This window comes from Rhodococcus sp. P4_E4 (assembly GCF_056401575.1).
Genome location: NZ_JBFUJB010000009.1, coordinates 88,182 through 102,276, shown reverse-complemented (window position 1 = coordinate 102,276; position 14,095 = coordinate 88,182). Strand labels below are relative to the sequence as shown.

Below are 14,095 nucleotides of genomic sequence, written 5' to 3'. Positions count from 1 at the left end.
GCTTGGGGGAGAGCGGCTTTCCGGTGTTCCAAGCAGGGCACTGGGACTGGCAACGCCCGCACTCGGTGCAGGTGGTGAAGTCCAGCCAGCCCTTCCAGGAGAAGTCTTCGATGTTTCCGGCGCCGAGAGTGTCGGTGTCGGGGTCGACGTTCTCCATCGTCAGGACTTTGCCCTTGGACATCATGGGCTTTGCCGCGCCGAGCGCGACGGTGCCGTCGTCTTCACGCTTGAAGTAGATGTTGAAGAACGCCGAGAAGCGGTGCCACGCGACGCCCCAGGTGATGTTGCGGCTGACTACGACCACCCACACCAGTGCCGCCATGAGTTTGAAGAAGGCGAATACCGACACCAGTGTTGCACTCGCGGGCAAGAGATTTGCGAGGTGCATGCTGACGAAGTCACTGGTTGCATGGTGTTCACCGGTGTATGCCAGTACCAGTGCTTTCGCACCCAGCATGCTGATGCCCTCGACAAGAACGATGGTTTCGACGAAGTAGGCAGCGGTGAAGTTGGAGCCGCCGAACCGGGACAGGCGCGCAGGCAGACGCGGGTGGTTGAGCTGACGGATGGTGATCAACGTCAGAGCACCAATAATCGTTCCGAGGGCCAACAGTTCGTCGAAGAGGTGATAGACGAAGGTGTTTCCGACCCACGGCCAGGTGAAGGTGGGGCTGAAGATCTGCCCCTGGGCTTGGAAGACGGTGACGAAGCCGATCATGAAGCCGACCATGACCAGCCAGTGCGCCCACCCGACAGTTCGGAACTTCACCATGCGGGTATGGGCGACGAATTCTTTGACCATGGTGGCCAGGCGCGGCAGGAATGGCCAGAACCGGTCCGGTGCAGGCTGCCCCAACCTGATGGTGCGCACGATAGAGCGCACTGCCAGTACGAATCCGGTCCAGGCGAAAAGGCCGACCACGACGGAGATGATGCCCAATGTCATCGAAACGGCCTGTGCGCTCACGCAATTCCCTCGTGGTGTCGTGCACTGTCTTCGGTGCCGTGTGATTGCGATGGCGGAGTATCGGATTCATGCCCGTCGCCGTGTGGAGAAGTGTCACCTGCATTCGACTGGGACAGCAGCCACACCATTGCCTTGTCCAAAACCTTTTCTCCGGTGGTGATTTCGGCGAATTGCAGACCGGCCAACACGGCGACGAACTCGCGCGCCGTGAACCTGATTCCAGTACTGGACCCTGCGGATTGAGCCAAATCCACAAACCCTGCAGATTCGGCCAATTTCGCAAATCTTGACCTATGTTCGTCCAACACCTCAGCAATCTCCGGCGAACGTACCGACTCGATCATCAACTCGAAGCGAACCAATGTCTGCGCGAGTCCGTCGCCCGACCATTGTCCGAAAACGCCTCGCGCAGCCGAATGGTCTCCCGCAGTCGACGCCAGATCGTCTAACTCGAGGTCCGCCATCCGCTGTACCACGCCGCCAATCAACTCGCCTCGTGTCCGAAAGCAGTTCGAGGTGGAACCTGGTGGCAAGCACGCCTCTGTGTCGACCGCGCGAAATGTCAAACCCCGCAATCCAGCTGCTGCGATCACGCGGATCGCCGCATCTGTCAAAACCTTCACCCGTTCACTCACACTACAAACATAGTGCCCACTACACCTGTAGTCGAGTCATTCAAGAGGGAAGCTCCAGAATTGAAGACCAACAGTGCTTCCAGTTCTGTCCGGATTTTCTCGGGGCGGGGATCGCGGCAAACCGGACCAATCTGAGCCCTTTGGGTCAAGGCCGAATGAGGGTCTTGATATTCGTTTCTAGTCAAGATGGGCGATCGTGGGCATTCCGAGGGCGGTTTGTGCTCCGCTTGTTCGTGCCGTTGAACGGTCGAGTGAGACCAGCTTCATGGTTGCCGAGGTGAGGCTGGTTTCGAGTCCGTGCACTTCGCCGAGCCATCCGTTAGTTCGCGACTCTTGAATTCGGTCGTTCAGATTCGCGATGATAGCGACAAGTCGTGGTCTGGCGCCGGGGTCGACGCGCAGCATGGGGCAACGGATGCAGGCATGTTCGTGGTTGCACGGTGTTCCGTAGGGGCGCCCGCAGGTGCCGAGTTCGAGTTTGCGGGCAGCGAAATGTTGCTCGAACTCGGTCCACTCCGCTGAGGTCGGTTCTCGATATTCCTCTACTGGGCGTAGCGCTCGACGGTCGTCGAGGTAGCGGCGGTAGGCCCGGATCACATCGTTTTGGAAGACTGCCAGGTAGGTCTGAGTGGTGGTGATACTGGAGTGTCCGAGGATTTTTGCCGCGATATGGATCGGAAGTCCGCCAGTGACGGCGTTGGTGGCAAATATTCGCCGGAAATCGTGTGGCCTGAAGTGTATGAGTTCCCCTGCCGCATCGCGAAGACCGAGTCGTTCGACTGCATTTCGGATGAGTCGGTTGACGGCGCTGGTGCCGATGACTTCGTTGCGGTGGCCGGTGCGTCTTTGGAACAGGTGTGGGAGTGTCGGTCCGGTGGTGCGTTCGTGGGTGTCGTAGCGGGCTACGAGGGGAATTTGGCCGTCTGTTCCACGAAGCCTGGAGACGACCGTGGCCAGGACACTGGCCAGTTCCGGGGTGACAAGCAGCAGACGTTCTTCGTTGCTTTTGGATGGAACGATCTGCATCAGTGGAATGGACTCACCAGTCTCGGGTACGCGGTAGGTCACGATCGCGAGGTGCGTGAGTTCGGCGAGTTCTTCGATTCGGATGCCGCTGTGATGCAGAGTTTCGATGATTGCCCACGACCAGAACGCCTCGTCCTCGTTGCGGGAGAGGTTAATTCGCTCACCGATTTGATTCTCGATGTGCACAGCCTGCGTGAGACTGGCCGCAGATCCGGTCCCATAGGTGACACGCTTGTAGCCGACCTCGTTGTGGTCGAAACGAGTTCCCGCTGCCACTGCAGATGCTTGGGTGAGCAACGTGGCTTGTTCGATTCGATACACGTCCGCACTGTCGACAAGGTCCTGGACATGCGGCAATCGTTCGCGGATCCGTTGATGCATGTTGGCTGTTCGCCGCTTGATTTTCTTGTGATAGCCAGCGGTTTCGGACTTTCGGACCGGGCTCGGGACTGCCCACTGCGCCCAACTCGGATCCGAGTGAGCCCACTCCTGCAGGTCGAGATAGAACGATCGAACGAGCATCAGCCCGTCGAGATAGTTCGCTCGCTCACGCGTAGAACCATCGCGTGCGGTCACTACCCGTAGTCGCTGCTTCCATGCTCGGGCAGTGTCCTCAGGTAGATGCAACGAATCTATTCCGGCGTTGTGTTTTTCGATGTCCGACCAAAAGGTTGCGAGCTGGTAGGCAGTGGAGTTGAAGGAGCTGTAGTCGAGGGCTGGCCGACGCTCCTCGAGGTACCGAATCAAGACGGTTCGGACGGAATCACTTTTCAGATTGAAGCGTTCGACGATTTCGGTGGCGGTGAGTTGGCCCCTGCGGGTCGCTGTTTTGAAATCGGTGTCACCGATCGAAGCGATTCCACGCACCATGTCCCAGGCGCCGTGGACTCCTCCTGGAGTCTGACCTTTGCCGGTTCGGTTGAGTTCGAGGTAGTCCTCGAAATCGTCGACCGTTAACTCGTCCAGGTTTCGTCCCGTTACGAGGACGGTTTTGCTGAGAACGATGAGGGCTGTTGTCGTCTGTTTCTCGCTCATGCCGAGATCGGCAGCCTTCAGGTTCGCTCGTTCCCACAGATCTGGGCGAAATGTTTGCCGAACCCAGCCGTAGAGATGTCGGGCGCGATATTCCCTCAAGAACGGATAGCTGACGGTGACAATGCGTCCCAGGATCAGGAGTCCGATCCCGTCGATCGCCGCTCGGTGTGAGTAGAGCGGTGCTGCGTTTTCGTCGATGTTGATGACGGAGATCCAGGAATGAAAGTTATCGCCCGCAGCTACATCCCACAATTGCTGCCAGCCTTCGCCAGGGTGGCCAGATAGCCATCGAAGGATCAGGTCGAGGGACTCGTGCGCACGACGATATTTGCAGGCGTTCGCGGGCCAGGGCCTGATTGTTTTTGCATGGAGCAATATCTCTTCGGCGGACAATGCGTCGAGAGAACCGACCCTGCCTGCTCGTTTCATGACGTAGGAGTGCGGTGTGGTTGCGTTGATGTCGTGGGTGACGGTCATGAACGATTTCTCCCGAACAGGATGTCTAGGTCGTCTGGGGCATAGCGCGATGGGGCTGTCGGCGTTGTGGCCGTCGGTGGGGGCCCGTAGGTGCTGAGGTGTTCGAGAACCTTGACCGCAGTGGCTGTATCAGCTTCGTGCAGATAGACCTCGATTGTGGTTTGGAGATTGCGGTGGCCAAGGATGGTCTGCAGATCCTGCAGGGTCAGATTCTTGTCGCGGGACATTCTCAAGGCTGCGGTGTGGCGCAGATCGTGCATAGACCAGTTGGTGCCCAATATGGTGTTTAGTCGCCGGAACACCGCTCTCAGTGCCTCGTAGGAAAGTGGGCGATGCGTCAAAGTGCTTCCACGACTGCGCTTCCGGACCGTCTGCCATACGGCATCACCCGGGGTGACGTGGTCGCGTTCATTCAGGTACAGGCGAAGCCAGATCATGGATTCAGCACTGATCGGTAGCCATTGCTCATCCCGGGATCCCTTTCGAATTACTCGAACAAGCTGTTCACCCCAGTCGATGTCTGCTCCCTTGATGCCGAGTATTTCGCTGGCACGCGCTCCATTGCTGAGTGCGATCGCGAGTATCGCTCGATCTCGATTCGAGCCGAGAGCGGCGAAAACGTCTCTCCACTGCTTGTCGTTCATTGTTCGGGGACGACGTTTGGGGAGGGGTGGGTTGTATCGGATCCGTCCCGATGGGCGGAAGTCTTCGAGCACATTGTGATGTGCGTTGGACCGGGTTCCGCTGCGTGCCAGTTGAACCGGGTTGAGTAGTGGACCCGTTCCCGTCTCTATGGTGTAGGTGTAGAAGGATCGGATGACGGCGTTGCTGTGGCGGATTGTTCGCGGGTGGTAACCGTCGCCTAGGTGCATTTTTCCTGTCACTGAATTGATAGATCCGGCGGTGTCCTTCGACAGGGTCCGTGCAGAAGATTGTGGCTTCTTCGCGGTCATCAGCCAGAGAACAAAGTTGCACAGGAGGGTGGGGTTTGCTTGATTCCATTCGCATTGGTGCAATCGAAGCCACCTCCACCAGCGCAGAAGGGCGTAGGCGTAGCTGCGGACCGTTCCGTCGCTGAAGTCTCGGGCAACCAAGTCCTCGAGATAGGACTGAATCGGCGCGATAGGGACATCATCAGCTGACATGACACACCACCGTGTGGCGCCAGTGCATGAAGCAACCCGTCCCCAGTCTGGAAGCAAAACCGGGTCGGCTGTCGGAAATTCGTCGGCCATACAGATCCTTTGCGTAGACCACAGAGAATTGCCTACGGCGCAGTTATGTCGGGGACATGCGCGGTGTGTCGTCAGTTAGTCCGGTCAACAGTCCGTACTTTCTTCACGGAGAAGGGGACCTGATCGCTATGACTGGACTCCACGATTTGTGGCCCGATCCCGAACTGCCCGAAGATGATCCGAACAAATGGGTATGGACCTGCACAGTCTTGACCCGGCCAGCTACGGACGCCACGGGACACATGCGCGACAGGTCCCCGCTGATTCTGCTCGAATCGTTCTGGGAACACTGGCTCGATCCGACACTCACCGACAAAGGTGAAGTCCAGGCCATGATCAACTCCGTTCCGGAGCCGCACCTCGAACCCTACGAAGTCTCGACCGCTGTGAACTCTCCGAGGAACAACGATCCGAGCTTGCTCGAGCCAGTGGCCGGACCGGCGTAAAGCCCAGCCGCTCTCAAACCTGTTTTTGTCGAACCTATGTTCGAGTGCCCCGGGTGTGCGGGACGTGCGCGCGGATCCAGGAAAGCGGGGCGACGATGAGCCAGCAGCCCCACTCATCAGCAACAACGGTGCTGACCAAGGCGGAAAAGCTCGAACAGCTACGCCGCAAGATGGCCTCGATCCCGGCCCGCTCGGACGGCCCGGCGGTCATGACCGCACCGCTTCCGGGGTAGCGCGGTCCTCGAGTGCCGAGTGATGCGGTTGTTGCAGGTGTCGGTCCATGTCGGCGCCAGTCTTTGCGATCGAGAGCAGCTCGGTCACGGGCGATTCGTTTCCGGCTTGGGCAGCGACAGTGAGGGCTCGATGCGCAGCATCAGGATCGCAGTGCGGCGGGACGACGAGTATCACGACTTCTCGCCCGTCGACACCGGTGACGTACACGGTGCCGTGTGGTTGAAATCTGTAGCCGTCCAACCGGACCGAACGACCTGCGAAAGGAATTCGAGTGGGGCGCGAACCCCATCCGTTCAGATCGTAGGCAACCCGATCGATCGGCCCCAGGCGTGTGATGACTGCGGTGAGCAGTTCAGGAAGCTCGGCTTCGAGGTCGGTGGAATACGGCCACCAGGCGCCGTCGACGCTACCGATCGGCACCGAGGTGGACTGACGCACCGTCGCTTGCAATTTGGGGAATACAAGTTCAGGTTGATCGCCCTCGACAAAGATCGGCGACCACCCCTGGCTCGTGAGAAACCTCGAAATATTTTCGTCATCCGTGCGGCCGAGTACGGTCGGTCCTGAAATCTTCGCCCCGTTGAGATGAAGTATCGGGAGCACCGCTCCATCGCGGCGTGCGTTCAGGAAAGCCGGCAACTTCCACGAGCCGGCGAGCGGAGCAGTTTCTGCCTCGCCATCGCCGATCACGCACGCCACTGTCAGGTCTGGATGATCGAATGCAGCCCCGGCTGCGTGCATCAACGCGTATCCGAGCTCGCCTCCCTCATGCACACTCCCTGGTGTCTGAACACTGACGTGGCTCGGTATTCCTCCGGGCGTGGAGAACTGACGGCACAGCAGGCGTATGCCTGCGCTATCGGACGAAATGCGCGGATAGACCTCGCTGTACGTGCCCTTGAGATAAATCGATGCCACAATGGCGGGCCCTCCGTGGCCAGGACCGGTCACCAAAAGCCAGTTCGAATCAGTGTTCTTGATCTGACGATTCAAAATCGCATAGATCATGGACAAGCCAGGGCTGGTGCCCCAATGCCCAAGAAGTCGCGGCTTGATGTGTTCGACTTGCAGCGGCTCCTGAAGAAGTGCATTCTCTTGCAGATAGATCTGTGCGACCGTCAAATAGTTGGCTGCAGACCACCACCGAAGATCCAAGTCCAACTCGTCAGCTGTGTACGCGAGATCTGTCGACACCGAGGTCATTCGCCGTCACCGCCGATGCCACCGGTGGTCGTACTGGGGCGATGCCCTTGCCGACACCCGCGGCTCGGGGCGGATGACCCCTTGAGGCGCGGAAACCCCTTGAATACCAAGAGGTTGAACGAAACGGTGCGCATGAGAGTCCTTTGAGTCCGAGGCGTGTGGCGTTGATTCAGCTTGGCCTGTTTTCTTCGCGGCGGTAAGGGGAGGAAGTCACCGAGATTTTCCGAAAGACCATTCGTCCGGCCATGTTCATTCACCACGAGTTTAATATCGGCCGTCGCCAGGGTGGAATGCCAGCGGCGCAGTCGCCACCTGGCGTCGATACTGGAAGACAGTTCTCACCGATATGGATGACTTCGGACCCTGCATACCAGCACGATCTGCGCATACCGTGGTGCTGAAGTGTTCATCCATCGATGAGGCGCTGCAGTGCATGATGACGAGAGCAGGACCAATGTCCATCAGATTCGCCGATCCGCAGACGCCGATTCAGGACACGGCACATACAGGCATCGATTCTGTTAGTAGAGTGCGCCTTTCGGTCCTCGATTGGAGAGGCCGTCCAGGAAACGTGGATGGCGGGTGGTGGCCCCGCACAGCGGATCTGGCGGTAGATGCAGGCCCGTTACTGTCGACGCTCCTCGTCGCCACCGGGCCCATCGAGCGGGTTATCTACAACAGTGCCGAATGGGAACCGTCGACAAACCGGCTTTCGTGTCACCAACGGCGAGTAAAGCTGGACGGCTACCACTTTCATCCCAGGCATACGATCTCGTTGATCGGATTGGATCGCACGCGATGGGTGTTCCTCGTCGTTCCCCCATCAACCGATTCCGCCATTGCGGCAGTACTGCTGGACGCTGCCTCGAACCCTTACTGCCATGGTGAGACGGTCCCCGAACTTCTAGGCCTTGTCCTTGGGGATGCAGCTCCCTTCACCGATCCACGCCGAGCCCTGCAACGATGGGACACCGACGGCGGCGCGTAAATCCCGCCACGATCTCGAAGGAAACGCGTTGTTTGTCGGAGATCGCCTACGATCAGCGCCACGGACGATTTAGCAGTGAACACGTGACCGATCGAGAGCGTAACAATTCATCTCTGGGAATTACTGTTGCAAATGAGGGGTGCGTGTTCGAGAAAATCGCATTTCACGGAATCCGTGAGCACTGTGCCCGTCGTCGTGACCGAACCTGGACGTGACTGTGTCCAGGGCGGCTGTCGGCTTTTGATCACCGTGCTCGAAAGCGGCATATCGATTGCTCGACCAGAGCATGCACCCGATGAAGGTTCTTGCGCAGAGCCACCGCGTCGGTGCGCGCCGCCGACGCCAATGCGGGAGCGACCGGACGCGGACCCCGCACCAGTCGCGACGCGGATTCGATACGCGCCGACAGTTCGTCGATCTTTGAATTCGACAGGGTCAGAAACACTCTCGGCTGCACTACATTGGACTCGTCCGCCGTTGACGTGGCCTGAGATTCTATCGGTCCGGCCTCGAGATAATCCGCAATGAGGCTTTGGGGCAGAGTTTGACGGCGCGTTGGGCGTCCGTTTCGAGTTCGGTGGGGATGTGTGGCTCGCGTCGGTGATCGTGTGGGAGTGGATATCCCCATTCGTCACGCGTCAGCAGTGTCGGCAGCAATTCTGTGCAGAGTCCTCGACCTTCACATGTAGTCCAATCGATGTGTAGGACTTTGGGCGTTCTTGCGCTCATGATGCCGCTCCCATCCGTGTGCCGACCTCGCAGGCTCCTGCAGCGTGCATTCGGAGATCGTGCTGGAAAACGCGAAGGGAACTCTTCACGAATCTCACTGTCCCGTCCGGATGTTTGCATGCCCCACGCCCTTCGATCAGATCCGCCAGATATCGGATCGACTCCTGGGTGTGGGCCGCCCCTGAGTGATAGGCAATATCGGACAACGCGCGTGCCATTCGGGGCATTCCGTTGATGCACGGTCCACACTGACGAGCGCTTTGATCGGCGAGATACTCAACGATGTCGGCTGAAGTCTTCAGACCACACCTTGCGTGACCCAGTACGTGAATGACTCCGGCGCCGGGCGAAGCACCGACCGTCGCCAAAGCCGTTGTTGTCATGTTTGTGGTCGGCAAGTCTTGCGCATCGACCCACCCTCCGTGAAACCCGCCGACGAGGACTGCTCTGATCGACGCAGTATCAGTACGCGAATACTGGGTCACCAACTGATCCAATGGAATTCCCATCGGGATCTCGACGACACCACTCACGGTCACATCGCCTGACAGGGTGATCAGGGTCGTCCCCGACGCGTCGCCCAGCCCTCGCGTGCGAAACCACTCGGGTCCGTATCGGGCGATGAGTGCGATGTGTGCCAGTGTCTCGACATTGTGAACCACGGTGGGTCGTCCGTTCAGCCCGGCCACGGTGCCGTGTACCGAGCGGTCTCGAGGAATGGGTGCTCGGCCTTCGATCGTTCCGACTACCGCGGATGTCTCGCCGCTGATAAATGTCTTCGGTGAAGCCACGAGTGTGACCGAGGACTCGGTCAGCCCGGCAGTCCTTCTTTCTTTCAACGCATTCCGTACGAATTGAAGCTGCTGAGATCCTGCGTACAGGTATGTTTCTCCGCTTCCGCACTCGTGTGCGACGAGTTGTAAGCCGTCGAGGACGAGGTGCGGCGCACGTTCGAGAAGAACTGCATCCTTGTCACTGAGCGGTTCGCCTTCGCTGCCGTTTGCGATCACCACGACACGCCGTCCAGTTACGGAACCGATTTTTCGCGCAGTGGAAAATGCCGCCCCGCCTTTCCCATGGAGACCGGCATCGGCGAGTAGGCGACTCAAGGTACCTGGTGACGAGCGTGGGTTGTGGCCGTGGAGGGCCGTGTGGGTGGCTAGATCGGATGAGCATGCGGCGAGAAGGCCGACACGGGTGGCTTCGATTGTCACGTCATGTCCTTACTGTGAGGCGCAGGGTCGAGAATTCGACGAAGTCTGTCCGGAGTCGCCAGAGAACTGCTCCGGCCACCGCGACAGCTGATCCGATGGCGATGGCGAGAAACCACGTGTGTCCTGAGTCCGTTCCGATTCCCAGTCCGTGCGCGAACGCGATCGGCCACAGGGCGTACGCGCTCCAATGAACGATTCGAAAAGTTTTGTTTCCTATGCGATTTCGCAGTAGTCCTGTCAAGGACACTGCGAACAGAACATCGAACGCGAGGGTGCCCAGTCCGAGCCAGAACGCACGATAGTTACCCAGGAAGGGGAAGACGAAGTCGACGAGTTTCAATTGTGCGTACGGATCGGCCAACAGTGCCAGCATGTGTACGACTACGAGGATCACCCCGATCAAGGCGGCGGCCCTGTGGACGTTCTGTACGCCGAATCGAGGTAGTCCCGCTAGAGCTCTCCCCGACCGTGTGACGATTCCGAGAACCATCGACATCGTCAGGAACACGAGAGCGGTGATACCTGTCCCTCGACCCAATGCCCACAGTGCTTCGTCCACGACTAAGGTTCCCTTCTGCCAGTGGCGACCGCATCTTCGGTCGGCCATCCGTTCAGTAGGCGGATCTCACCAGCACGGTCCACCAGTCGCGCCGGTAGGCCCGTGTTCAGGAGGTCCCGTGCCCCTTCGAAACCTCGGACGATGCAGGCGGTGCTCGCGAGGTTTGCCGACACACAACTGTCTGCGCCGACGGTGACCGTCTGCCATGCGGCATCAACGCTGGTGCCACTCCACGGATCGACGATGTGGTGCACGTGTCTACCGTTTTGCGACCATCGACGCTTCCGGGTGCTGGATGTAGCGATGGCTGTCCCGCCTGGAATGGCGACCGTATCGGCCGGGGCGTCGTCGCCGTCTTGGACGAGAACGATCCACCCACCGTCCGGCGCCGGTCCGGCGGTAGCGATGTCTCCGCCGAGGCACACCAGGACACCGCAGTCGAGTGACATGCTGACGGCGTGCGCACATTCGTCTGCTGCAAGTGCTTTTGCCGTTGCCCCGAGGTCGAGTTGGACGCCCGAGGGAACTGTGACCTTTTGTCCGTCGAGTTTGACCGACGTCCACTGCGGAGTAGAGACGAACGACGTCTTGATCGGTACGTCCCTGCCTTCGATCAGGGCGAAATCGCGGTCGTATCCGAGCGCGACGACAGCTGTACCGATTGTCGGGTCGACGGCTCCGTCAGTGCGCTCGGCGCCATCGAGTGCTGTCTGGATCAGCCGGGCAAGGGTGCTGCTCACTTCGACCGGTAGGCCTGTCGACTTTTCGAGAGCTCGAATCTCTGAATCGTCACGAAATCGACTGCATGCCAATTCTATTTCGAGAAGGCGCTCGTCGATGATCGACCTGGCCGATTGAATCGCCTCGGGTTTTGTCACCACGACCGTGGCTTCGAGGCCCCACACCCTCCACATGGAACTCGCGACTATCGGGGAGGTGGTCACGATCCGGCCGATCGAGCGTGGGGAGTGGAACTTCCGCTCGAGGTCTTTGGTGCCGCCGCGGGTGAGGTAGTTGTCGATTGCGAGTTCGGAGTCGAACTGCCGCCGGACGGACTGCTCGATTGCTTGGTTTCGTCTGTGGTCGCTGTGATTGCCGTGGCCTGCGTATCCGAATAGGCAAGTACTGTTCCGCCGACAACGCCCACGACTCCGAATGCCACGAGGGTCCCGGTGACGATTCGGGTGCGTCGAAATCCGTCTTCCGGTGTATCCATATGATGCCTGCTCTCGAAGATTCGATTGAGAACTCAACAATCGGCCGAGGTGCTTGTCCAGGGCTGCATGTCTGCTGTGAAGCTGCTGGGAATCGGTCGTGCCGTTGGAGAGCTCCGAGTTCCACGATCGCGCTGCAATCTTGGAGAGTTCTCAGAATAGACGTGGCAGGCTCGCAGGCATGGGCACGAAACCACGAATTCTCCTTGTCGAGGACGACCGGCAATTGGCTGGCATGCTCGCGGACCTCCTCGAGGAGGAAGGGCACGAGGTCGACGTGGCGCACGACGGACAAGTCGGTCTGCATCTGGCGTTGACTCGCACCTACGATGCTTTCGTCTTCGATCGTGGAGTACCGGTCATCGACGGCGTGGAATTGCTCAAAACCCTCCGGGCGAGGGATTGCTCAGTACCGTCGTTGATCCTCACTGCTCGCGGTTCCGTTGCCGATCGAGTGGAGGGACTCGATGCCGGTGCCGAGGACTACTTGGTCAAACCCTTCGAGATCCCCGAGTTGTTGGCTCGAATGCGTGCACTGTTGCGTCGCCGAACCTCCATAGTGCCCATCGTGGTCGGAAGGTGGGAAATCGATCGAGCGAACCGAACGGCTACCGACACCGAATCCGGATCGGTGACCTCGTTATCCGAACGCGAGAGCGAACTGCTCGGATTTCTGTGCGCATCGCCTGGGCAAGTCTTTTCTCGGACTCAGCTTCTGGGGCGTGTCTTCGGAAGTGCAGATACTCCAGGCACCGTTGACACCTATGTCCACTATCTCAGGCGGAAACTGGGCAGGAACGTCGTAGCCACCGTCCACGGCCTCGGATACCGGCTCGGATCATGATTGACCGCAGCAAAAACAAGGACAGGCAGTCATCTGGGATCGGGTTCGGTGACGAGGTGCGCCTACGGCGAGCCGGACGTTCAGCTGCAGTCCAAGCCGCCATTGCTCTCGGTGCCGTGTTGCTGATCGTCGGAGCGGTGTCCTACGTGGGGTACGCGCGGGCACAGGATCGTCAGATTCGTTCTGCACTGACCGAGGTCGCAGCCACAGCAGACGATGCGGACGATCCTCCACCCGGTATGTCGCTGGCCTTTCGTTCCAATGGTGGCGTGGAGACCGTGAGCGTGCATGCCCCCACCGGGACCGCAGAACTTTTGGATTCGCCTGCTGGGTACTCGGATTTCACCGATGGTGACAGTAACTTCAGGGCCCTCGTCTCCGACGGTGCGGAAGGTCGCGTTGTCGTGATCGCGGCACTCGAGCCCTATGAATCAGGAAGGCAGCGATTACTTCTCGCACTCGGATTTGCCGAACTCACCGGAATTGCCGCATCTGTGGGCGTGGTGGTGTTGTTGTCCCGACGTGCGATTCAGCCGCTGACGCAGGCGCTCGAGCTGCAACGTCGTTTTGTCGCCGATGCGTCGCACGAACTACGTGCGCCGTTGACCGTACTGCACACCCGTGCACAACTTTTGGCTCGACGCGGAGACTCGCTCGAGTCTTCTGAGCTTGTTTCGCAGCTCAACGGGCTGGTGGACGACACTCGGGCCCTCGGCGAAGTCATCGAGGACCTGTTGATGGCCGCATCAATGGACGACAGCGGACAACCCCGGAATCGAGTGGACATGGCGGCAGTGTGTGAGAAGGTCCGTGACAGTGTGGCCGATCATGCTCAGAAATCTGGCATTGCTGTCGACGTGAGCAAGGCCGGAACTGGAGAGCCAATGGTCTTGGGAATCGAATCGGCTTTGCGCCGAGCGGTTCTCGCACTTGTCGACAATGCGCTTGCTCACGAGCGTCCAGGAGGCCACGTCCTTCTCCGCGTCGAGCGAGATCGCGACCACGTCAGAATCCGCGTGAGCGATACGGGAATCGGAATCGAACCTGAAGCGGTTCCGATTCTGTTCGACCGATTCTCACATGGCCCGACTCAACCCGCCGGTAGCCGGCGATATGGCATCGGATTGTCCTTGGTTCGCGAGATCGCGCACGCGCACCGAGGGAAAGTCTTCGTCGAATCGACACCGGATGTCGGCTCGTCCTTCGAGATTGTGCTGCCGGTAGCTCGTTGACACCGAGCACGTTCGAGCAGGGTCCCCAGAACTCTCCAAGAAATCCTGCCTACGTTG

At 59.3% G+C, this 14,095-nt stretch carries 13 protein-coding genes and 2 pseudogenes; 4 read left to right on the top strand and 11 right to left on the bottom strand.

Annotated elements, in window-relative coordinates; genetic code table 11:
- The 4 genes and pseudogenes from AC1DVN_RS12810 to AC1DVN_RS12795 form a co-directional block, all read right to left on the bottom strand.
- A pseudogene (locus AC1DVN_RS12810) lies at positions 1-946 on the bottom strand (Fe-S oxidoreductase); the annotation flags it as partial.
- 17 nt (positions 947-963) lie between these two features.
- Positions 964-1,431 (bottom strand): hypothetical protein, encoded by a 468-nt coding sequence (locus AC1DVN_RS12805; protein ID WP_387482777.1) that lies wholly within the window; start codon positions 1,429-1,431, stop codon positions 964-966.
- 348 nt (positions 1,432-1,779) lie between these two features.
- Positions 1,780-4,140, bottom strand: a complete 2,361-nt coding sequence (locus AC1DVN_RS12800) for a tyrosine-type recombinase/integrase (protein ID WP_477993873.1) — start codon at positions 4,138-4,140, stop codon at positions 1,780-1,782.
- Positions 4,137-5,285, bottom strand: a complete 1,149-nt coding sequence (locus AC1DVN_RS12795) for a tyrosine-type recombinase/integrase (protein ID WP_477993872.1) — start codon at positions 5,283-5,285, stop codon at positions 4,137-4,139. Before AC1DVN_RS12795 ends, AC1DVN_RS12800 begins: the two co-directional genes overlap by 4 nt.
- Before the next feature lie 182 nt (positions 5,286-5,467).
- Between AC1DVN_RS12795 and AC1DVN_RS12790 the strand changes: the two are divergent.
- Positions 5,468-5,821: pseudogene (locus AC1DVN_RS12790) on the top strand (SOS response-associated peptidase family protein); the annotation flags it as partial.
- Positions 5,822-6,028: 207 nt separating this feature from the next.
- On the opposite strand, the gene AC1DVN_RS12785 reads toward AC1DVN_RS12790, so the two are convergent.
- Positions 6,029-7,258: a DUF5994 family protein gene (locus tag AC1DVN_RS12785; RefSeq protein ID WP_477993871.1), complete on the bottom strand. Its 1,230-nt coding sequence runs from the start codon at positions 7,256-7,258 to the stop codon at positions 6,029-6,031.
- Between the two features lie 346 nt (positions 7,259-7,604).
- Between AC1DVN_RS12785 and AC1DVN_RS12780 the strand changes: the two genes are divergently transcribed.
- Entirely contained in the window at positions 7,605-8,246 is a 642-nt protein-coding gene (locus AC1DVN_RS12780; protein WP_346772473.1) for a DUF5994 family protein, read from the top strand.
- A 244-nt stretch (positions 8,247-8,490) separates the two neighbouring features.
- On the opposite strand, the gene AC1DVN_RS12775 is transcribed toward AC1DVN_RS12780, so the two are convergent.
- Genes AC1DVN_RS12775 through AC1DVN_RS12750 form a run of 6 tightly spaced genes read right to left on the bottom strand, consistent with a single transcriptional unit; the run spans position 8,491 to position 11,964 of the window.
- Positions 8,491-8,691 (bottom strand): hypothetical protein, encoded by a 201-nt coding sequence (locus AC1DVN_RS12775; protein WP_283552511.1) that lies wholly within the window; start codon positions 8,689-8,691, stop codon positions 8,491-8,493.
- A 50-nt stretch (positions 8,692-8,741) separates the two neighbouring features.
- Entirely contained in the window at positions 8,742-8,975 is a 234-nt protein-coding gene (locus AC1DVN_RS12770) for a ferredoxin (protein ID WP_283552510.1), read from the bottom strand.
- The gene (locus AC1DVN_RS12765; protein WP_477993870.1) at positions 8,972-10,189 is read right to left on the bottom strand and encodes an NADH-ubiquinone oxidoreductase-F iron-sulfur binding region domain-containing protein; all 1,218 of its coding nucleotides are present in this window, start codon (positions 10,187-10,189) and stop codon (positions 8,972-8,974) included. The genes AC1DVN_RS12770 and AC1DVN_RS12765 overlap by 4 nt, the downstream gene beginning before the upstream one ends.
- A gap of 1 nt (position 10,190) precedes the next feature.
- Positions 10,191-10,748, bottom strand: coding sequence for a ferric reductase-like transmembrane domain-containing protein (locus AC1DVN_RS12760; RefSeq protein WP_477993869.1), 558 nt, complete (start codon positions 10,746-10,748; stop codon positions 10,191-10,193).
- Between the two features lie 2 nt (positions 10,749-10,750).
- Positions 10,751-11,692, bottom strand: coding sequence for an FAD:protein FMN transferase (locus tag AC1DVN_RS12755; protein ID WP_477993868.1), 942 nt, complete (start codon positions 11,690-11,692; stop codon positions 10,751-10,753).
- Complete coding sequence (locus tag AC1DVN_RS12750) at positions 11,689-11,964, bottom strand: hypothetical protein (protein ID WP_477993867.1); 276 nt, start codon at positions 11,962-11,964, stop codon at positions 11,689-11,691. The genes AC1DVN_RS12755 and AC1DVN_RS12750 overlap by 4 nt, the downstream gene beginning before the upstream one ends.
- A gap of 179 nt (positions 11,965-12,143) precedes the next feature.
- Between AC1DVN_RS12750 and AC1DVN_RS12745 the strand changes: the two genes are divergently transcribed.
- The gene (locus AC1DVN_RS12745; RefSeq protein WP_195791359.1) at positions 12,144-12,806 is read left to right on the top strand and encodes a response regulator transcription factor; all 663 of its coding nucleotides are present in this window, start codon (positions 12,144-12,146) and stop codon (positions 12,804-12,806) included.
- Positions 12,803-14,038, top strand: coding sequence for a sensor histidine kinase (locus AC1DVN_RS12740; RefSeq protein WP_477993866.1), 1,236 nt, complete (start codon positions 12,803-12,805; stop codon positions 14,036-14,038). The genes AC1DVN_RS12745 and AC1DVN_RS12740 overlap by 4 nt, the downstream gene beginning before the upstream one ends.
- Positions 14,039-14,095 lie beyond the last annotated feature (57 nt).